The sequence below is a fragment of the Asticcacaulis sp. genome, from assembly GCF_051954415.1.
In the GTDB taxonomy this organism is placed as follows: Bacteria; Pseudomonadota; Alphaproteobacteria; order Caulobacterales; family Caulobacteraceae; genus Asticcacaulis.
Window position 1 is genome coordinate 234,965 of sequence record NZ_JBQCHT010000047.1, and the last position, 21,094, is coordinate 256,058.

A 21,094-nucleotide genomic window follows, 5' to 3' on the forward strand; every position below is an offset into this window, starting at 1 on the left:
CACGGTAACAGTCGCAACCGTGCTAAGATCCGGCTTTACATGGTTTGGATATTTGATGATCCGCACAGCTACCCTTGTCTTTTTGGCGATGTTTGCCCTGACCTCCGGACGCGCCACTGCCGAAGAGGGCCTGTGGACGTTCGATAGTTTCCCGCTGGCCAGGGTCAATGCCGCCTACGGCACAAAGCTGGATCAAAAATGGCTTGATCATGTTCAGGGCGCCAGTGTCCGCCTGAGTTCCGGCTGTTCGGGTGCGATCGTCTCAGGCGAAGGTCTGATCTTCACCAATCACCATTGCGTCCTGGAATGCGCGCAGGATTTGTCTGATCCTGAAAAGGACTATGTTACTGAGGGCTATATGGCAGCGCGTGAGGACGAACGCACCTGCCCCGGACTGATGGCCGAAATCCTGACGTCGGTCACGGACTATACGAAGGAGATCAACGCAGCGACGGCCGGCCTGACCGGGGACGCCTTTGTCCGCGCGCAGTCTGCGGCCTCTACTAACATCGAGAAAAAAGCCTGCGGCGGCGATATCAAGACGCACTGCGAAATCGTGCCGCTCTATAAAGGCGGCCAGTACAAGCTCTACAAATACCGCAAATATTCCGATGTACGCCTTGTTTTTGCACCGGAATTTCAGGCGGCATTCTTTGGCGGCGATCCGGATAATTTCAACTTCCCGCGCTATGCCCTCGATATCGGTTTCCTCCGCATCTACGAAAATGATGCGCCTGTCATGACTCCCGATCACTTCGCCTGGAATACCGATATGCCGCGCGAGGGCGATCCGGTTTTTGTCGCCGGCAATCCCGGCACCACCAAACGCCTGATGACCGCCGCTCAACTGGAAACCCTGCGCGATGTGATTTATCCGCCGGTGCAGATGATGAAATCGGAACTGCGCGGCCGGTTGATCACCTTCGCCGAACAGGACGAGGAAAACCGGCGTATCAGCCAGGATGCGATCTTCGGCATCGAAAACGGCTTCAAGGCCATGGCCGCTGAATGGCAGGCATTGCGCGATCCGGCCATGATTGCTGTCAAACGTCAGGAAGAAACCTATCTCAAATCAACCCTGACTGGCTCGTTTGCACTGGAAACCGGCAATCCGTGGGCCGAGATAGCCGAGGCGCAGAAGGCATCTGCCGAGCTTTTCCTCCCCTATAATTTCCTCGAAAACACGCCCTACAGCTCCAGCCTGCTGAACTATGCCCGCGAGCTGGTGCGAGGCGCGGCCGAACGTCAGAACCCCTCCGCCGAACGCCTGCCGGAATATGCCGACTCGCGCCTGCCGGCGATCGAGCGCGACCTGTTCGCCAATTCACAGGTTCAGAAACCACTCGAGCAGCTTTATCTGGAATTTCGCCTCTCCAAGGCGCGGGAGTATTTGGGCGCCGACGCCCCGCAAACGCAGATACTGCTGGGGAAATCCTCGCCAGAAGAACTGGCGGCGTTTCTGGTTGAAAATACCGAATTGGATAATGTCGATACCCGCAAAACCTTGTGGGAAGGCGGCTTGGCGGCGATCAAGGCATCGTCCGACCCCATGATCCAGTACGCCTTGCGCATCGATCCGGCGTCCCGGGATATTCGCCGGCAATATGAAAATCGCGTCTCCGGCCCCACGCGCATCGCGGCGGAAAAAATCGCGCGCGTGCGCTTCAGGGCCTACGGTACGGACACCTATCCCGACGCTACCTGGTCACTGCGCCTCTCCTATGGCCGTATTCAGGGCTGGACCTGGCGCGGCACAACAGTCGCCCCTTTTACCTACATGAAGGGGATATATGACCGGGCCACCGGCAAGGCGCCTTATCAATTGCCGCAATCGTTTATCGAAGCTCGCGGTAAATTCGATGGTAGTACGGTGATGAATTTTGTCACCACCAACGACATTGTCGGCGGCAATTCCGGTTCGCCGGCGGTCAATGCCAGGGGCGAGATCATTGGCGCCGTGTTCGATGGCAATATCCATAGCCTAGGTGGTGCGTATTTTTACGATGGGGCAATCAATCGGGCGGTGGTGGTGTCTACGAACGCCGTCAGCGTGGCGCTCGACAAGATTTACGACAATCAGGCGTTGCTGGCGGAGCTTCTCGCAAACTAATGGGGCATGGGGGCCGTGCCCACAACGTCTTATCTCTTTCAAACAAAAAGCCCGGTCAATCGACCGGGCTTTTTCTTTGAAGAAGACAAGGTTTGTGGGGTCATAGACCCCACACCCGATAAGCTTAACCGACGATCTGGTCTTCGGTGAAGAACTGGGCGATTTCGATCGCGGCGTTCTCATCCGAGTCCGAACCGTGGACCGAGTTTTCACCGATCGACAGGGCGAACAGCTTGCGCAGGGTGCCTTCGGCGGCCTGTTCCGGGTTAGTGGCCCCCATGACTTCGCGGTACTTCGGCACGGCATTGTCGGCTTCCAGAACCTGAACGACGACCGGCTCGGCGGTCATCTGGCCAACCAGTTCACCGAAGAAAGGACGCTCCTTGTGGACGCCGTAGAACTGCTCGGCTTGCGCCTGGGTGAGCTTCACGCGGCGCTGGGCGACGATGCGCAGGCCGGCCGCTTCGATAACGGCGTTGATGGCGCCGGTCAGGTTGCGGCGGGTGGCGTCGGGCTTGATGATCGAGAAGGTACGGGACATTGGAAATCCATTTTGTGTTGCGTTTGCGTTGGCCCGCCTGCTCTCAAAAGCAGGCGATTTTGTAGTAAGAACTCGTGTCAGAATTCAAAAGAGTGCAAAAAAGATGAATGTACAACAATTCTTGCGCTGCACTCTTTTGATTTCTGACACGGGGGCTTATAGCGATGCGAAACGCATTCGCCAACCCGTATTTTCTAAAGTTTTTAAGTCAATGTTGCAGATTACCAACCTGGTCTATGATGCCTATGGCCGGCGCTTTTTTGATGGGGCCAACCTGACCCTGACACCGGGCACCAAGGCGGGACTGGTGGGTCTGAACGGCGTCGGGAAATCGACCCTGTTCGGTCTTATCCTCGGCAAGTCGCAACCCGGGGGCGGTGAGATCACCACGCCGAAATCATGGCGCATCGCCAGCGTCGACCAGGAAATTGCCGCCTCCCCCAAGCATCTTATCGATGAAGTCCTGGACCTTGACGTCCGCCGCCGCGACTTGCTGACCGCGCTGGAAACGGCTGATCCGATGCACCAGGCGGAAATCCACCACGACCTCTATGCCATCGGCGCCGACCGCGCCCCGGCCAAGGCGGCGGAAATCCTCAGCGGCCTTGGCTTTTCCAATGCCGACCTGACCCGGCCGATTTCTGACTTTTCCGGCGGCTGGCGTATGCGCGCCGCTCTGGCTGGCGCCCTGCTGGCCGAACCGGACCTGCTGCTGCTGGATGAGCCGACCAACTATCTCGACCTCGAAGGCGCCCTGTGGCTGGAAGCGCGCCTGAAGCGCTACCCCAATGCCGCCCTGATGATCTCGCACGATCGCGACCTGCTCAATGAATCGGTCGATGCCATCGTCCATGTCGTCGGGCAGCGCCTCGACTATTACAGCGGGAATTACGACAATTACGAACGTATGCGCGCCGAAAAAGCCCGGTTGAACGCCGCCAATGCCGCCAAGCAGGAAGCCGAGCGCGCCCATCTGCAGGCTTTCGTCGATCGCTTCCGCGCCAAGGCATCCAAGGCATCGCAGGCGCAATCGCGGATGAAGAAACTGGAAAAGCTGCCGCCCATCTCCGCCTCCATCGAAGACCGCGTGGCGCCGTTTATATTGCCATCGCCGGAAAAACAGCTTTCGCCGCCCATTCTGCGTCTGGAAGATGCCAGTGTCGGCTATGGCGATACCGTCATCCTGCGCCACATGAACATTCGGCTGGATCCTGATGATCGCATTGGGGTTTTGGGCGTCAACGGCGCCGGTAAATCGACCTTCGCCAAGCTGCTGGCCGGCGCACTGACCGAAAGCCACGGCACCCAATGGCGCGATCGGCGCATGACTGTGGCCTGGTTCCACCAGCACCAGATCGAGGCCATGGATCCGGAAGATACGCCGCTGGAAATGATCCGCCGCGCTCGTCCGGACGAGACCGAAGCCAAGCGCCGCTCGCGCCTGGGCTCGTTCGGCATGACAGCAACCAAGGTCGAGACCAAGGTCAAGGATCTCAGCGGCGGTGAACGCGCCCGCCTGCTGCTTAACATGGTGGCCTTGGATGCGCCGCATCTGCTGATCCTCGACGAACCGACCAACCACCTGGATATCGACAGCCGCCGTGCCCTGCTTGATGCGCTCAATGATTACGAAGGCGCCGTCCTGATCATCACCCACGACCGCTCTCTGGTCGAACTGGTGGCGGACAAGCTGTGGCTTGTCAATGACGGCACGGTGAAGACCTATACCGGCACCATGGACGATTACGCCAGACTTGTCATCGAACGCGCCAAGACCGCAACGCGCGAAGAGGCGCAGGCCGCAGCAAAGGATAAGCCGGCCAATGTCAATACCAAGGAAGCACGTAAGGCCGCCGCCGCCGCGCGGAACGCCATTGCGCCCCTGAAGAAAAAGGCCGACGACCTGGAGCGCCAGATAGAAGTGACCAGCAACCAGATCAAGCTGCTAGATCTCAAACTGGGCGACCCGGACCTTTATGCAAAAAATCAGGCGCTCGCCATAAGCCTCGGCAAAGACAAGGCAAAACTGGAGGAGAAGATGGTCGCACTGGAAGCTGAATGGATGACAGCCGCGGAAATCTACGAAACGGCCAAACTTGAAGCCGGCGTTTAACGCGGAATCGTAAAATTGACCTTCAGGCCGCCCATGTCGGACGGTTCCAGCCAGATTTCACCGCCATGGGCCATGATGATCTTGCGCGCCAGGGTCAGGCCCATGCCCACGCCGGGATAGACTTCATCCGTATGCAGTTTGCGTAAGGGGCGGAACACATCGTCGTAAAACAGCGGATCGATGCCGATACCGTTATCCGAGATGCTGAACTCCCAGAAATCGGCCGTCTTTTCACAGCGAATGCGAATATCGGGCGCCTGATCGGGCTTGCGGAACTTGATGGCATTATCCAGCAGGGCGAAGAATACTGTATGCATTTGCTGGGCATCGGCCATCACTTCCGGCATCCGCGGGTAGTTGAAATGCCCTTTGGTCGCATCCAGTTGTGACTGCAACTGCATGTAGCAACGCGCCACGACGATTTCGAGTTCAACCAGTGAGCGGTTGCGCGGCACCGTATTCAGGCGTGAAAAAGCCAGGAGCCCCTGGATCATTTCCCCCAGTTTCTGGCCGCTTTCGATAATCAGGTCGAGATGAAGCTGATCCTCGGCCTTTTCTACAACCGGCAGGCTTTCTTTCAGCAGTTGAGAAAACGCCACCATCGACCGGACGGGGCCGGCGAGATCGTGTGAAACGATATAGGCGAAATCCTTGAATTCTTCGGCGGGATCGGCGGGAGCAGTCATGGTAATGTGTCGCGGTTCCTGCATGGCACGTCCTCCTTATGCGTCTATATTCTGGGAAGGCACGCAGGCCAGAAGGAAAAAAAACTGTTCTATCAGCGAAATGGCTTCACGGAATTTCGCCAGGTCGACGGGTTTGATGACGTAGGCATTGGCATAAAGTTGGTAACTTTTCAGTATATTGCTGCCGGCACCCGAATTCGACATCACGATCACGGGAATATGCTTGAAGCGCATGTCGCTCTTGATGCGATTAAGCACCTCAACGCCGCTCATCTTTGGCAGACCAAGATCCAGCATGATCAGGTCTGGCAGCCGCTTACCCCGATAATCGCCCTCCTGCGCCAGCATTGCCAGGGCCATTTCCCCGGTAGAGGCGACCGTCAGATTGGATTGGACGCGCGATTCCCTGAAGGCGTGGGCCGCCAGCAGCGCATCGCCGCGGTTATCGTCAACCAGCAGTATTTCCGCCGGCCTTCCCTCACCTATGAGCTTTTTATCCATGCGTTCAAGACCCGATCGTTTGGGTGGGTATGGACGACGGGTCGCCCCGAATACCGTCGATTCGTCTCCTCACTTATACTCAGGGTAGCATCACCCGGATCACAGACCAACGGAAATACCACCCAAAACCGCTAAATCGTGGTTACCCGCATTTAACCGATTCAATGATGCCGGTTTCGCTGCTGAAAACGATGGTCTGGCGATCCGAACGGTATTCCTGGGTCACGATGCAGCTCGAACAGACAACCCGGCGCTTGCCCGGATCGAGCGGCACCGGAATTTCCGTACGCGGCTTGCCCACCAGATACTGCAGGGCCGCAGCGCCACACTGATCCTCAACCATGGGCTTATAAACGGGTTTTGGCGGCGGCGCAGGCCGGCTGACCACCGGCGGATGATAAGCGGGCGCAGGCGCAGGCTTAGGCGCCGGGGCCACAGGCGCTTCCGGTGACGACGCGCACGAAGACAAACCGATGAAAAACAAGGCAAAAAGAGCGCCACGTTCATGTAATTTCTTCATTGCATCTTCTCCCAGCGACCTTGTGCGTTCTGTTTCCAATAAGCGAGATTGGCGCCCTCGCCTTTCAATCGTTTCCATTGTTGCCTTGCCCAGCCGAGATGTTCGTCATCGCTGCCTTCAAAGACAACCAGGCACCTCTGCAATGCAGAGACATCCGGAAAGTCCACCGGTGCAACTGAGACGTAAACATCTGGACTGTTGACCATCTCGCCCGATTCCCCAAGCAGGACCGGCTGGCGCGGCGACAGTTCATCCCCCTCCCGGCCGTGCGCCAGGAAGGAGGCCGGGCTATAGGCCCACAACTGTCCATTCAAGACCTCAATTTTGTCATCGTCATGGCCATGCACATAGGCCCGCCATCCTTTTTGCACGACCTTTTCCAGCAGGTCCGGCAAAACCTGAGGCAGGGGTGTCTTTTCCAGATGGTAGAACCAGATGTCCGGCATGAGACCTATTGCTCGTAAAAGCGCTCGACGAGTTGATTAAGCGTCCGCACACCGAAACCGGTCGCGCCTTCCGGTACGGTCGGGATGCGTTGCTCATTGGTCCAGGCCACGGGCGCGATATCCATGTGCGCCCAGGGCACGTTATTGACGAAGCGTTGCAGGAAGAGCGCCGCGGTGATCGATCCGGCGGGACGACCGCCGATATTACGGATGTCGGCAATCTTGGAATCGATCTGCTTTTCATATTGCGGCGGCAAGGGCATCCGCCAGGTGTTCTCACCCGCGGCCTTAGACGCTTCACCGATTCTCTCAGCCAGTTCATCGTTGTTACTGAAAACACCGGCATAATCCATACCAAGCGCAATGATCATGGCGCCGGTCAGCGTTGCCAGGTCGATCATGAACTGAGGCTTGAAACGGTCCTGGCAATACCACAGGGCATCTGCCAGCACGAGTCGGCCCTCGGCATCGGTATTGATCACCTCGATCGTGGTGCCTGACATCGCCTTGACCACATCGCCGGGACGCTGGGCATTGCCATCCGGCATGTTTTCCACCAGGCCGATGATGCCGACGGCATTGACTTTCGCCTTGCGGCTGGCGAGCGCAATCATGGCGCCGACCACAGCCGCTGAGCCGCCCATGTCCCACTTCATGTCTTCCATGCCTTCGGCGGGCTTGATCGAAATGCCGCCGGTATCGAAGGTTACGCCCTTGCCGACAAAGGCGACGGGCTGGGCCTTGCCCGCGCCCTGCCACTGCATGATGACCAGTTTCGATTCCTTGCGGCTGCCGAGGCCAACACCAAGCAGGGAGTGCATACCGAGCTTTTCCATCTCCGCCACGCCCAGCACTTCGACCTGCAGCCCAGTTGTTTCCAGCGCCTTGACGCGATCGGCATAGGATTGCGGATAGAGCACGTTGGCCGGTTCCGACACCAGGTCGCGGGCAAACAGGATACCGTCACGCAGGGCCGCCAGGGGTTCAAACGCCGCCTCCGCCGCCTTTATATCGTCGCAGACAATGGTGATGTTTTTCAGCGTCGGCGCCTTGTCCAACTTGGCCTGGCCGAAATACTTATCGAAGCGGTAAGACGCCAGATGGAAGGCCAGCAATGCCCGCGCTACAAGCTCCGGCGCGTAGCCGGTAAGGTCGAAACTCAGCCCCTCGAAACCGGCGCCCTTGACGGCGTGATAGAGACTGGCGGCAATGGTTTCCATGCCGGCATCGTCAAGCTTGGCAAGATCGCCGCCTCCGGTTACCGCCAGGGCCACGGCGTCCGTGCCGGCCGGGCGGCTGAGCAGTTGCGTCTTACCGCGCGCCGCCTTGAAACCCAGAGCGGCAAGGGAGGCTTTCGCGTCTTCCGCCGCCTCTGGAACCAGCCTGGAAAACCCGGCGCTGACACCCTCGCCTTCGCCCAGAATGAGCGCCAGGCAGGTTTTGGAGGCAGGTGCGGTGGCGAGTGTGATGGTGGGTTGCGGCATGAATTCCTCCGAAGCAGTGGCCGTCCTGAAACGGCGGCAGTCTTAAGCCCTATGCCTCTTTTTACCCGCCGACAGAAGTGTTTTCTGCAACTTTTTTGTTACCGGATTGGCAGCATGAAAAGGCCGTGTCTGGGGTTTGATCCCGCTTTTATGGCCCGACTGTACATAAGTGTTCAATTTTTTTGCATGGCACCATGCAACAGCTTGTAATTAACTCGGTAAGCGGTCAAAAGAGGACGCGAACAAGGCATCTGACGAGTTAACCTGAAATATGCGCACACTTGACCGCTACATATTCCGCCAACTGATATTGCCGGTTGGCGGCGCCGTGGCGGCACTGACAGCCATTGCTCTGCTCAGCCAGTCCCTGACCCAGTTCGACCTGGTGGTTGAACGCGGCCAGAATGCCTGGACCTTCATCAAGATCACCCTGCTGTCCATGCCGCAGCTCGCCGGGCTGATATTCCCCATCGCCCTGTTCGTCGGCACGCTTGTGGCCCTGACCCGAATGCAGGGTGAACATGAATTCACCGCGGCCTATGCCAGCGGCATGTCGCTGATGCGCGTGGCCTATCCGATTCTGCGTATCGCCATCTACTTCACGCTCATTAGCCTGATGGTGAACCTGTTCATCCAGCCCCTGACCAACCGCGCGATGCGGCAGGCGCTTTTCGATGTCAAGAACGACCTGATCTCCAGCCTGGTAAAGGAGGGTGACTTCTCCACCTCCGAATCGGGCCTGACCATCTATGTCCAGAAGATCGACCAGAATGGCCTCTTGCGGCAGATATTCATCCGTACCGACGAGCCGGATGGAAAGGACCAGACCTTCGCCGCGCGTGAAGGCCGCATCAAGAAAATCAACGGCAGTTCTGTTCTGATCATGCGTAACGGCTCGAACCAGCAACTGGCCGGCAAGGGCGTGCTCGATCACCTGACATGGGATGAATATAGCTTCGACATCACGTCTTATTTCACCAGCGACGATTATCTGCAATACAAGGAAGGCGACCGCTACATGCACGAACTGGCCTTCCCCATCCGTTATGACTATGAAAAGACCGCCTGGCAGAAATACTACGCCGAGGCCAATGCCCGGATCGCCAATCCACTCTACAACCTGGCCTTCGTCATGCTGGCCATTGTCAGCGTGCTGGGTGGCCGGTTCAGCCGCAACGGTTATGCACAGCGGATTGCCATCGCGGCGGCCGCGGCGGCCGGCACCCGTATATTCGGGGTGGTGGTGGAAACGGCCAGCGCCTCGGCCTGGATCATCAATATACTGCAATATGTTGTCCCCCTTGTTCCGGTCTTCCTGTGCTGGCGCCAGATCCGCAGACATGACGGTCTGACACCCGGCTTGCGTCCCCGTGCGGTACAGGCCAAAGCGGCCTTGCGGCCATTGTAGGGGAAATGCCATGAATCTGAGCCGCCCCGAATTTCTCGACAATCTGGCCTATCTCAATCCCTGGCGCAAAAGCCGCCTTGAGACCTACATTCTGCAAACCTGCATCCAGGCGTTCCTGTCGGCGCTGATGATCGTCGCAGCGCTGATTTTCCTGATCGAATATGTCAGCATTTCCAAGACGCTGGGCGCCAAGGCTGACGTTTCTGGCCTGTCGGTCATTGGCCTCATGCTGGAAAAGTCACCGGGTTCGATCCTGGTGCTTCTGCCGTTCGCCTTTCTGTTCGGTGCCCTGTTCGCCTTTGTGAACCTCAATCGTCGCAGCGAACTGATTGCCATGCGTGCCGCCGGCGTTTCGGCCTGGCGCTTCATCCTGCCCGCCACCGTCATGGCGTTTGCCTTCGGCCTGCTAACGATCGGCGTATTGAATCCGGTCGCGTCCAGGCTCAATGATCACTATGAACGCGTGACGGCACGCCTCGGAGAGACAGATGCACCCGTTCAGGGACCGTCAAATGGCGCCATTTATCTGCGTCAGGGCGATGGGCGGCAGCAGATCGTTATCCGCGCAGCCAGCCAGGACAGCAAGGTTATGGGCCACCTGCTGGGCGTCACCTTTTGGATTTACGATATCGACGCCAAGCAGGTGCCGGTATTCCGCAAGCGAATTGACGCCCAGGAAGCCACCCTGCGTCCGGGCTACTGGCAATTGCGCAATGCCCAGGAAGCGACTGTCACCGGTCCGCCAACCGCACCATATGACGTTCTGACTATGCCGTCCAATCTGGACCCGCAAAAGGCTTTCAAGAAATACGCCTCCACCCAGAGCGTCCCCTTCTGGCGCCTGCCCGGATTGATTCACCAGAATCGCGTCTCCGGGTTTTCAACTGCGCTTTATGAACTCAAGCTCCACCAGCTTCTGTCAACACCGCTGATGTTTGCGGCCATGACCGCGCTGGGGGCCGTGTTCAGTCTGCGGCTAATGCGGCTGGGGGGCATGACGGGTCTGGTTATTTCCGGCATCAGCCTTGGTTTCGTCATTTTCTTCGTCAACCAGTTGTTTTCCAGTATGGGCAAGGCCGGCGTGATCCCCCTGTTTCTGGCGGGCTGGTCCCCGGCCATTCTGGCCATGCTGGCCGCCATGACCCTGATCGTTTACACAGAGGACGGCTAAACAGGCTAGTCTTCCCGGTGTGATTCGATTTGTCTCTTGGGGCATGTCTTTTTCGTCGGTTTCTCAGCCGGCTATGTTATATGAACCGATGCGGCATTCCTGCCGGCGTTCTGCGATTTTTGATTTTGAACTACAGGACTGATACGGCAGGCGATGACTAAGCGCTATTCTTACAAGCTGGAGGCAGGCCGGATCGGCGCGGGCGTGATAACCCTGATCGCCATGGGTGCCGGCTGCAGCCATGCCATGGCGCAATCCCAGGCCCAAGATGGTGGATCGACCGGCATGACCGGTACGCAATTTGCCTTTGAACTGGCGCTTGCGCAGGTCGCAGCCACCGAAATAACTCCCCCCATGCCTGTGGTGGACGAAACACGTCCGCCCTATGCCAATGCCAAGCCTATCCCCAAAGTCATTCGCACCGAAACCACGCCGGGCACTGACGGCCTGACCAGGGGCACATCTTACCTGGAAGCCGACCAGGTCATCAACAGCGATGACGATGTCACGACAGCCGTTGGCAGCGTCGAACTGCGCCAGAATGGCCGGACCATCCGCGCCGACAAGGTCATTTCCAATTCCGTGACCGGCGTCACCACGGCCCAAGGCCATACCCAGACGCTGAACGAGGATGGCAGCGTACAGTTCTCCGACAAGATCACCTATGACGACAACATGCAGTCCGGGTATAGTGAGAACTTTGCTTCGATCGGTCGTGACAATTCAAAAGTTTTCGCCCGTCGGCTGGAGCAGATCAGCCCGGATATCAACCGCCTGACCAATGTCATCTATACCCCCTGCGCCCTTTGCGTGAAAAACGGGAAAACACAGGATCCGACCTGGTCAATTGAGGCCAGCCAGATTACCCAGCGCAAAGACAAGAAGATGGTCTTTTACAACAACGCTGTGGTGAAACTGAAAGGCGTTCCGGTCCTGTATGCGCCCTATCTCTGGACGCCGGATCCGGAGCTTGAGCGCGCCTCCGGTTTCCTGCCACCAAAGATTTCGGCCGACGAGAAACGCGGTTTTTCATATGAGCAACCCTATCTCTGGTCGATATCGCCCTACCAGTACCTGATCGTCAGCCCGCAACTGAACGCAAGTGTCAATCCTCTGCTCAACCTGGACTATATGCGCCGCTTCTACTCCGGCACATTGCACGTCCGCGGCGGCTTCACAAACGAGACATTCTTCGACAATGACGGCAATCGCCACGGCGTTTCGGCGACGCGCGAATACCTTCTGGCGAACGGCGCCTTCAAGATAAATAAAGACTGGCGCTGGAACTTCACCGCCCAGCACGTAAAGGATGAGAGCGGCGACCCGAAGGGCGACTACGCCAACTTCTTCGAGCGCTACGGCATTGACGGCGCCTTTGATCAGGTCGGTGACCTGTCCGTTGATTCCCGCCAGCTTATCAATCAGTTCAATGTGACGCGTCAGGTCTCCAATGCCTATTTCGCCGTCACCCTGGCGAATTTCCAAAGTCTGCAGGTCGGCGGCTATCTCGACAGCGCCAGCGGCACCAGTCTGCAGCCCTATGCGATCACCTCTGATTTCTTCCCGACCATCGCGCCGCAGATCGAAGCCTACTGGTCACCAAAATCACGCATCCTTGGCGGGCAACTAACATTATCGGCCAATGCCATTGGCATTTACCACAAGCGCCTTGGTAATGTATCGGGACTCAGGGCCATCGATATCGGCGCGCCTGTGGCATCCGATGGTACAACGGGTTACGACACCAATCGCGTCAGCGCCGGTCTGAACTGGACCGGAGACATGACAAGCCGGAATGGTGTCAAGTGGGGCCCATTCCTGGATGTGCGTCACGACTATTATCAGATCACTGACCTGGATACCACCGGCACGGCCTATGATGTGTCGCGCGACCTGGCGACGGCGGGCCTGAACATCAGCTACCCCATGTACCGCAGGTTCAAGAGCTTTACGGCTATCATAGAGCCCGTCGCGCAGTTCGCGGTATCGCCTGATACACAGGAAAGCCCTTATCTGCCGACTGAAGACAGTCAGTCCTTTGAGTTTGATGAAACAACCCTGTTCAGTTTCAACAAATCTCCGGGCTTTGATATTTATGAGGCCGGCAGTCGGGCAAGCCTTGGCCTGCGCGGCGAACTGCGCTTCAACTCAGGACTTCAGGTAGACGGTTTGATCGGGCGGGTTTTGCGTAATGAAGCGGAGTCACAATTCCTGCAAATCGTGAAGCCGAACGGCAGTACCGCAAGCTATGCCTATGATCCATCGGGTCTTGGCCGTGAAAAATCCGACTGGATCGCCACCGGCAGCTTCGATACCCATACCGGCCTGAATGGTTACACGCGCCTGCGTTTTGACAGCGAAACCGGTCGGCTGAGCCAGGGTGAATATGGCCTGACCGCCATTCGCCAGAATACGACCGCTACTCTGCGCTATATCGTCAATAATGTCCTGACGCCGAATCAGATCACCAGCTATTACGCCGCCAGCGATATTACGGATACTACCGAAAGAGCGGTGGAAAGAGCCGCCCGGCTGGCCGAACTCGCTTCGAACGGCAAGCTGAAAACCTTCGGCGACAATTACCGCAATCTCCAGCTTTACGGCCAGCACTTCTTCACCCAGCATTGGGGCATCGGTGCGCGGCTTGACCGTGACCTGGTTTCTGATTCCTGGCGTAAATCGACCATAAGCCTGATCTATAAGGATGACTGCAGTTGGTTCGAGCTGGTTTATCAGCAAAACAATTCCCAACTTACGGCGCGAAATGGTAAAGCGTCATCCTCGATATTCTTCCGCCTTAACTTAACCACATTGGGAACATCACCTGCGAAGGTTAACGATGTCCGCTAAATTCAGGTCAAACCCTCACGCCATGCACATGTCCTATTCTCTGACCTCCGGCTCATTTATCTCAAGGGTTTTACCCGTCCTGTCCATGGCCTTGATGCTCAGCGCCTCGCCCGTTCTGGCGCAGACTTTCCCGCAGACACCAGATACGGGTGACGCCGCCCTCGCCTCGCAGCCGGCGCTGACACCGGATACTCAGGCGCCGCAACTGCCGCCTCTGGCGGAAGGCATCCTGGTGTCCGTCAATAATGACATGATCACCTCGTATGACCTGAAACAGCGCATGTTGCTGCTGATCGTGACGTCGGGCGTGCAGGTGACCCAGGAAAATTATGCAGCCTTCCAGCAGCAGGCCCTGAACAGCCTGATCGACGAGCGTTTGGAACAGCAGGAGATGGACCACTGGAAGGTCAAGGTGACCGATGCCGAAGTCGACGACGAAATCGCCCGCATGGCGGCGCAAAGCAACCTGAAGCCCGACCAACTCCTGAGCGAACTGAAACGCGTCGGGGTCGAACCGGCAACTCTGCGCGCCCAAATTGCCGCTGAAACCGGTTGGAACCAGTTGGTCGGCGGTCGCTATCATTCCAGTGCCAATGTCGGCACGGCCCAGGTCGATTCCCTGATGGATAAGGTCATCGCCGATGGTCAAAAGCCGCAATATCTTGTGGCCGAAATCTTCATTGACAATACGACAGCCGGCTCGCCCGCCAATGCGCTTCAGGGCGCCAAACAGTTACGTGATCAGATTGCGGCCAAGGTCGCGCCCTTCCAGGCCGTCGCCCGCCAGTTCTCCAATGCGCCTTCGGCGGCCAATGGCGGCGATGCCGGCTGGCTGGTTTCCGGCAATATCGAACCGTCTGTTGAAACGGTCCTGGCCTCGCTCAAGCCCGGTGAAATGAGCGAGCCGATCGTGACCAAGGACGGGGTCTATATCTACCTGCTGCGCCAGAAGACTGACGGCAATGCCGACATGGTTTTCCGTCTCAAGCAAGCGGCTGTTCCTCTGACCGCCAATGCCAGCCCGGCCGATGTGGCCGCCGCCAATGCGGCCCTCTCCAGCTTCCGGTCGCGTGTCAATAGCTGCGAAGCCTTCGACGACCTGGACGGCAAGGCCCCTGCCGGTGTCCAGGTCACTGATCTGGGCGACGCTCAGCTTTCGACGCTTTTGACCAACTACGCCGATGCTTTGCGTCCGCTGAAGAACAACCAGATCACCGAACCACTGCGCAACGCGCAGAACATGAACGTGCTCTATGTCTGCGACCGCCAACTGGCCGGTGATAACGCCCTGAGCCGCGACCAGGTGGAAAACAACCTGGTCAATCAGCGCCTGTCCATGCTGGGGCGCCGCTACCTGCGCGAACTGAGAAGCACGGCGACGATTGAAAACCACTGACGTCCCATTGGTTGTGAGCCTGGGCGATCCCTGCGGGATCGGCCCGGAACTCGCGGCGAAAGCCTGGACCAGCCTGAGAGATCAGGCTGGTTTAGCTTTTTGCGTGGTCGGTGATGCCAGGCTTATGGCGGCAGAGGGTGTGCCGGTCATGCCGGTGGCCGATGTGTCGGAAACCAAGGTACATTTCGCCGACGCCCTGCCGGTGCTGGACAGGCCCCTGAGCGCCCCGGCCCTTGCCGGACATCCGGATGGCGTTCACGCCCCCTTTATCATTGACTGGATCAGGACGGGCGTCGAGCTTTGTCTCGGTGGCCGGGCGCGCGCCCTGATCACCTGCCCGATCTCCAAGTCGGTGCTTTATGCAACCGGTTTTCGTTTTCCCGGCCATACCGAATACCTTGCCGACCTTTGCCGTAAAGGCGATGCCGTCCCCACACCGGTCATGATGTTGACGGCGAAGGATCTGCGCGTGGTCCTGGCGACCATACACACGCCTTTGAGCGCCGTACCTGCGTCCCTGTCGATTGACGGTTTGGTTGAACTGGCGCGCATTACGAATGCCGCGCTAATCAGGGATTTTGCCATAGCCTCGCCGCGTCTGGTCATGGCAGGCCTGAATCCGCACGCTGGTGAAGACGGCACTATAGGCCGCGAGGAAATCGACATTTTGAGCCCCGCTCTACATCAGTTGCAAAACGAGAGCATCAATATTCAGGGCCCATTTCCCGCGGACACGCTGTTCCATGACGAGGCCCGCACGGCTTACGATGCCGTCCTGTGCATGTACCACGACCAAGGCCTGATTCCGTTGAAAACACTCGACTTCTGGGGCGGCGTCAATATTACCCTGGGCCTGCCCATCGTCCGCACCTCACCGGATCACGGCACCGGCTTCAATATCGCCGGGAAGGGCATTGCGCGGGTTGACAGCCTGGTGGCCGCCATTCGTGCTGCCGATGAGATCAGCCGGAACCGCGCTCTATGACCGACCTGCCAACCCTCCGAGAAAGCCTAGAAGCCCACGGCCTGATGGCCAAAAAGAGCTTCGGCCAGCACTTCCTGCTCGATCTTAATATTACCCGCAAGATTGTCCGGCTTGGTGGCCCATTCGATGGCGATATAGTCATCGAGGTTGGCCCCGGTCCTGGCGGTCTGACCCGCGCCTTGCTGGAGACTGAAGCCCGCAAGGTGATCGCTGTCGAGATGGACGGCCGTTTTATCGAACTGCTCGGCGAATTGAATGCCGTCTATGGCGACCGCTTCGAGGTCATTGAAGGCGACGCCACGAAGGTGGACGAAGCCCGTTCGCTTGCGGATCGAAATCTACCCGCGGCGGCGCATATCGTCTCCAACCTGCCATATAATGTCGGCACGCCCCTGCTGATCAAATGGCTGACGGGACCATGGCAGCCTTTATCCATGACCCTGATGTTTCAGCTTGAAGTCGCTTTGCGCGTCGTGGCGCCAGTCGGCGACGATGACTATGGCCGCCTGTCGGTGATCTCCCAGGTGCTCTGTGACTGCGGCAAGATCATGGACCTGCCGGCGCGTGCCTTCACGCCGCCCCCAAAGGTGGACAGCGCCGTCATACATCTGAGACCTAAAGCCGTGCGTCCAGAACCACGCATTATCAAAAATCTTGAAAAAGTCACCGCTGCCGCCTTCGGCCAGCGCCGCAAGATGCTGCGCGCATCCCTAAAATCACTGGGCGGCGAGGCTCTGCTGGAAAAGGCAGACATTACGCCGACTGAACGCGCCGAACAGGTGTCACCGCAGGATTTCCTTCGGCTGGCGCATCTGATCTAACGGGGGTTGGGGCCTGCGGCCCCACCCCCGTTAGACAGGCTCAGACATCAGTTCATCCACAAACGGCGCAATCCACAAACCACGAGACCGGCGCGCGACTTCGGCATGATAGATGTGGATCAGTTCGGCATAGGACCGGTCAAAATCGTCATTCAGGATGACATAGTCATATTCCGCCCAGTGCGCGATCTCGCCCTTGGCACGCGCCAGGCGGCGCTCGATGACTGCCATCTCGTCCTGCGCGCGGGCAATCAGCCGGCGCTTCAGTTCTTCCATGGAGGGCGGCAGGATAAAGATACGCACAACGTCCGATGGCGCCTTGGCCGAAATGCGCTGCGCCCCCTGCCAGTCGATATCGAACAGCACGTTCTTGCCCTGGCTCAGCGCGCGCTCCACCGGTTCGCGCAGTGACCCATAACGATGATCATGTACTGACGCATGCTCCAGGAAGGCGTCCTCGGCGATCAGTTCATCCATATGGGTGTCGTCGATGAAGTGATATTCACGCCCTTCCTGCTCACCGGGGCGGGGTTTGCGCGTGGTGACAGATATCGAGAGATCAAGATCGGCATGATCGGCCATCAGCCGGCGGCACAGCGAGGTCTTGCCGGCGCCGGAGGGCGAGGAAACGATAAGCATGAGACCGCGCTTTATGCGCTGCGTGCCGGGGTTAGAGGTATTCGGCATCGCCTACTCCACATTTTGCGTTTGTTCACGGAACTGATCAATGACGGCTTTAAGCTCCAGCCCCGTCTGGGTCAATTCGATAAAGGCCGATTTCGAGCACAGGGTGTTGGCTTCGCGCATGAACTCCTGCGCCAGGAAATCGAGCTTGCGGCCGGGCGCTGCCTCCCCCTCGATCAACTGATGCGCCTGGTCGAGATGTGAGGTCAGGCGGTCCAGCTCCTCGCGCACATCGGCCTTGGTGGCCAGAAGTGCGGCTTCCTGCAAGACGCGCTCCTGGAAATCCTGGGCATCCGGCAGTAGTTCGTCCAGCCGGCGGGTGAAGCGCTCCCTGATCGCCTCAACCTGCTGATCCGCCAGTCCCTTAGCGCGTTCAACACAGGCCGCCATAGTGATCAGGTGGCCCTTCAATATGGCTTCAAGCGCCTGGCCTTCGCTTTCACGTGCTTCTTTCAGGCGATCAAAGAGCGCCGCAAGATCAGCCGCCAAGACCGTCTCAGCCTCGGCAGTCAACTCGGCGCGCTCGTCACCGGTCGCCTCGATGACGCCACGCAGGCCCAGCAAACCGTCCACGGACGGCGTTACCGCCTCACCGGCATCGATCAGGGCGCGGCTGGCTTCGAGATAGAATTCAAGCACATCCTCGTTAAGCGTCACGCCGGTTTTCGCCGCGGCGCTGCCGACCGATATGGTCAGGTTTACCTGACCACGCTGGAACCGGCTCTTGGCCAGGTCGCGGCCCAGCCTCTCCACGGCCTCAAAACCGGCCGGAAAGCGATATTTGATGTCAAGACCGCGACCATTGACGCTGCGCATTTCCAGGGTCCAGGTCAAGGTGTCATGCCCGCCCTCAAGGCGGGAAAAACCGGTCATGCTAGCCAGGCTCATGGAGTGTCTCCGGATGTCGGGGGTATTAACGCCTGGCGCTCAGACGCACTGGTTTTGCCGCCTTGTCGGTCCTGGCAACAGATGGCGCCACTGGCGGCTCCGGCGCGACGGCAGAAGACGTATAAACATTGACCTGGGCTTCCATGGCTCGCCATTTGGCGACATTGGCGAGGTGCTCCTCGTAGCTGGCCGCAAAGACGTGTCCGCCGGTGCCATTGGCCACAAAATAGAGATCCTGCGTTTTGGCAGGATTGAGCACAGCAGCAATGGACGCCTTGCCGGGATTGGCAATCGGTGTCACCGGCAATTTGTCGATCTGATAGGTGTTCCAAGGCGTCGGCGTATCCAGTTCCTCGCGCGTCAGGCCCCGACCAAGCGGTTCACCATGCGAGATGCCATAGATGACCGTCGGATCAGACCCAAGCCGGATACCACTGCGCAGGCGATTGATAAAAACGGCCGCCACGCGCGGGCGCTCCGCCGGCAAGGCGGTCTCACGCTCGACGATCGAGGCCATGATCAGGGCGTCTTCCTTGGTGGCAAACGGCAGGTTCGGCGCGCGTTTGGCCCACAGCGCGTCCAGCGTATCACGGCCGGCATCGAGCATCCGGTCAAGCACCGCCTGACGTGTTTCGCCTGGTTGATAGAGATAGGTTTCCGGTAGGATAGCGCCTTCCGGTGGCACCTCGACATCGCCGGTCAGATCCTTGACGCCCATCAGGATACGCACAGCCTGGGCCGAGGTCCGCCCTTCGGGGATGGTGATGAAGGTCTGGACCACCTTTCCATCCTCAATCCGCCGCAGTGCGCTCATCAGAGACGTGCCGGCCGGAAACTCATAAGTCCCGGCCTTCAGGCTGTGCCGGCCGCTGAACCTTGCCGCCATCCGGAACAGGCTGGCAGAATGGATGACATGCGCCTTTTCAAGTGCCTGCCCCATGCCTCTGACGCTCAGGCCATGCGCCAGCGTCACGCGCGTGGCGGTTTTCAGACCCGGACCATAAAGCTGGGCATAGAGGAACAGACCGCCGGAAAAAACCAGCAGCAACAAACCGGCCAAAAGCCCCGCCAGAGGGGCCCAAAGCGACTTGCCCCCCTTTTCCGACGATGCCTGGCCGGTGATGCGGATCATTCGTCAACCGCACCCAGGATAAGCGCGGCATTGGTGCCGCCGAAGCCGAAGCTGTTGGAAAGCACCCGCTTGATTTTCATCGGCTTGGCCTTGTGCGGCACCAGGTCGATCGGGGTGTCGACATCCGGATTGTCGAGATTGATGGTCGGCGGGGCGATCTGGTCGCGGATCGCCAGCGTGCAGAAGATCGCTTCCACCGCGCCGGCGCCACCCAGCAGGTGGCCGATCGCCGACTTGGTCGAGGAGACGGTGCCCGTGGTGGCACGTTCGCCGAGGAACTTTTCGATGGCTTTCAGCTCAATGCCATCCGCCATGGTCGAGGTGCCGTGCGAATTGACATAATCAATCGTCTTCGGATCGATATTGCCATTCTTTGCCGCCGCCACCATGGCGCGGTAACCGCCGTCACCGGTCTCGGATGGCGCGGTGATATGGTAGGCATCGCCGGTCAGGCCGTAGCCGAGGACTTCGGCGTAGATTTTGGCGCCGCGCGCCTTGGCGTGTTCATATTCTTCCAGAACGACAATGCCGGCGCCTTCGCCCATGACGAAACCGTCGCGGTCCTTGTCATAGGGGCGCGAGGCTTTTTCAGGCACATCGTTGAAGGCCGTACACAGGGCGCGACAGGCAATAAAACCGGCAATCCCGACCGGCACGATGGCCGATTCCGCGCCGCCAGCCACCATGACATCGGCGTCGCCGAACATGATCAGACGCGCCGCATCGCCGATGGCGTGGGCACCGGTGGCGCAGGCCGTAACGACGGAATGGTTCGGTCCCTTCAGCTTATGGCGGATCGAGACCTGTCCGGAGGCCAGATTGATCAGCGAGGATGGGATAAAGAAGGGCGAAATCCGCTTCGGTCCCTTGTCACGCAGTTCCAGAGCCGTGTCGGCAATGATGCCGAGGCCGCCGATTCCGGACCCGATCAGGGTGCCGGTGCGCTCCTGGTCTTCATCCGTTTCCGGGTGCCAGTTGGCGTCATTCAGGGCCTCGTCAGCCGCCGCGATGGCGTAAAGGATAAAGTCGTCAACCTTGCGCCGTTCCTTGTTGGAAAGCACGGTAGATGGATCGAAGGAGCCCTCGATATCCGGGCCGCCGCCGCCACGTCCATCGACGGTCGGGACTTCGCAGGCCACGGTGCAGGCATAGTCGGTTGTATCGAAAGCCGTGATGGGACCGGCGCCGGACTTGCCTTCCAGCAGGCGTTTCCAGGATATTTCCACCCCGTTACCCAAAGGCGAAACCAGACCGAGACCGGTAATTACGACGCGACGAACCATAGGCGATCAACCTTCAACTTGGCCTTACATTTTACGGCCAAACCTGGATACAACAAAGACCTGGATACAACTAAG

Annotated in this window: 18 protein-coding genes; 8 read left to right on the forward strand and 10 right to left on the reverse strand. The window is 58.6% G+C overall.

Annotation, left to right across the window (positions count from 1 at the left end):
* Positions 1-55: 55 nt before the first annotated feature.
* Complete coding sequence (locus ACTHND_RS18975; protein WP_440179523.1) at positions 56-2,110, forward strand: S46 family peptidase; 2,055 nt, start codon at positions 56-58, stop codon at positions 2,108-2,110.
* Positions 2,111-2,234: 124 nt separating this feature from the next.
* Here ACTHND_RS18975 and ndk read toward each other — a convergent pair whose 3' ends face one another.
* Positions 2,235-2,651: a nucleoside-diphosphate kinase gene (gene ndk / locus ACTHND_RS18980; RefSeq protein ID WP_440179525.1), complete on the reverse strand. Its 417-nt coding sequence runs from the start codon at positions 2,649-2,651 to the stop codon at positions 2,235-2,237.
* Positions 2,652-2,862: 211 nt separating this feature from the next.
* Here ndk and ACTHND_RS18985 point away from each other — a divergent pair, with 211 nt between their 5' ends.
* A complete protein-coding gene (locus ACTHND_RS18985) occupies positions 2,863-4,764 on the forward strand; it encodes an ABC-F family ATP-binding cassette domain-containing protein (RefSeq protein ID WP_440179526.1) in 1,902 nt (633 codons plus the stop codon).
* Here the strand turns inward: ACTHND_RS18985 and ACTHND_RS18990 are convergent.
* The 5 genes from ACTHND_RS18990 to ACTHND_RS19010 form a co-directional block, all read right to left on the reverse strand.
* Positions 4,761-5,474, reverse strand: coding sequence for a sensor histidine kinase (locus tag ACTHND_RS18990; RefSeq protein WP_440179527.1), 714 nt, complete (start codon positions 5,472-5,474; stop codon positions 4,761-4,763). The two genes, ACTHND_RS18985 and ACTHND_RS18990, sit on opposite strands and share 4 nt — an antisense overlap.
* Positions 5,475-5,486: 12 nt before the next feature.
* Positions 5,487-5,951, reverse strand: a complete 465-nt coding sequence (locus tag ACTHND_RS18995; protein ID WP_440179528.1) for a response regulator — start codon at positions 5,949-5,951, stop codon at positions 5,487-5,489.
* Between the two features lie 142 nt (positions 5,952-6,093).
* Positions 6,094-6,471 (reverse strand): proteinase inhibitor i78, encoded by a 378-nt coding sequence (locus ACTHND_RS19000; RefSeq protein ID WP_440179529.1) that lies wholly within the window; start codon positions 6,469-6,471, stop codon positions 6,094-6,096.
* Entirely contained in the window at positions 6,468-6,917 is a 450-nt protein-coding gene (locus tag ACTHND_RS19005; protein ID WP_440179530.1) for a DNA polymerase III subunit chi, read from the reverse strand. The genes ACTHND_RS19000 and ACTHND_RS19005 overlap by 4 nt, the downstream gene beginning before the upstream one ends.
* Positions 6,918-6,922: 5 nt before the next feature.
* A complete protein-coding gene (locus tag ACTHND_RS19010) occupies positions 6,923-8,401 on the reverse strand; it encodes a leucyl aminopeptidase (protein ID WP_440179531.1) in 1,479 nt (492 codons plus the stop codon).
* 271 nt (positions 8,402-8,672) lie between these two features.
* Here ACTHND_RS19010 and ACTHND_RS19015 point away from each other — a divergent pair, with 271 nt between their 5' ends.
* The 6 genes from ACTHND_RS19015 (at position 8,673) to rsmA (ending at position 17,032) form a co-directional block, all read left to right on the forward strand.
* A complete protein-coding gene (locus ACTHND_RS19015; protein WP_440179532.1) occupies positions 8,673-9,809 on the forward strand; it encodes an LptF/LptG family permease in 1,137 nt (378 codons plus the stop codon).
* 10 nt (positions 9,810-9,819) lie between these two features.
* Positions 9,820-10,980: an LPS export ABC transporter permease LptG gene (lptG, locus tag ACTHND_RS19020; protein ID WP_440179533.1), complete on the forward strand. Its 1,161-nt coding sequence runs from the start codon at positions 9,820-9,822 to the stop codon at positions 10,978-10,980.
* A 153-nt stretch (positions 10,981-11,133) separates the two neighbouring features.
* The gene (locus tag ACTHND_RS19025; protein WP_440179534.1) at positions 11,134-13,830 is read left to right on the forward strand and encodes an LPS-assembly protein LptD; all 2,697 of its coding nucleotides are present in this window, start codon (positions 11,134-11,136) and stop codon (positions 13,828-13,830) included.
* Positions 13,831-13,858: 28 nt separating this feature from the next.
* Positions 13,859-15,226 carry a foldase protein PrsA gene (locus ACTHND_RS19030; protein WP_440179535.1) on the forward strand — a complete coding sequence of 456 codons (1,368 nt, stop codon included), beginning with the start codon at positions 13,859-13,861 and terminating at the stop codon, positions 15,224-15,226.
* A complete protein-coding gene (gene pdxA / locus ACTHND_RS19035) occupies positions 15,213-16,211 on the forward strand; it encodes a 4-hydroxythreonine-4-phosphate dehydrogenase PdxA (RefSeq protein WP_440179536.1) in 999 nt (332 codons plus the stop codon). Before ACTHND_RS19030 ends, pdxA begins: the two co-directional genes overlap by 14 nt.
* The gene (rsmA, locus tag ACTHND_RS19040) at positions 16,208-17,032 is read left to right on the forward strand and encodes a 16S rRNA (adenine(1518)-N(6)/adenine(1519)-N(6))-dimethyltransferase RsmA (RefSeq protein WP_440179537.1); all 825 of its coding nucleotides are present in this window, start codon (positions 16,208-16,210) and stop codon (positions 17,030-17,032) included. The genes pdxA and rsmA overlap by 4 nt, the downstream gene beginning before the upstream one ends.
* Before the next feature lie 30 nt (positions 17,033-17,062).
* Here rsmA and gmk read toward each other — a convergent pair whose 3' ends face one another.
* The 4 genes from gmk to fabF are packed head-to-tail and all read right to left on the reverse strand — an operon-like array spanning position 17,063 to position 21,019.
* The gene (gene gmk / locus ACTHND_RS19045) at positions 17,063-17,719 is read right to left on the reverse strand and encodes a guanylate kinase (protein WP_440179538.1); all 657 of its coding nucleotides are present in this window, start codon (positions 17,717-17,719) and stop codon (positions 17,063-17,065) included.
* A 3-nt stretch (positions 17,720-17,722) separates the two neighbouring features.
* Positions 17,723-18,604 carry a YicC/YloC family endoribonuclease gene (locus ACTHND_RS19050; protein WP_440179539.1) on the reverse strand — a complete coding sequence of 294 codons (882 nt, stop codon included), beginning with the start codon at positions 18,602-18,604 and terminating at the stop codon, positions 17,723-17,725.
* 25 nt (positions 18,605-18,629) lie between these two features.
* Positions 18,630-19,736 (reverse strand): endolytic transglycosylase MltG, encoded by a 1,107-nt coding sequence (gene mltG, locus ACTHND_RS19055; protein WP_440179540.1) that lies wholly within the window; start codon positions 19,734-19,736, stop codon positions 18,630-18,632.
* On the reverse strand, positions 19,733-21,019 hold the full coding sequence (fabF, locus tag ACTHND_RS19060) for a beta-ketoacyl-ACP synthase II (protein ID WP_440179541.1): 1,287 nt from the start codon (positions 21,017-21,019) through the stop codon (positions 19,733-19,735). Before fabF ends, mltG begins: the two co-directional genes overlap by 4 nt.
* Positions 21,020-21,094 lie beyond the last annotated feature (75 nt).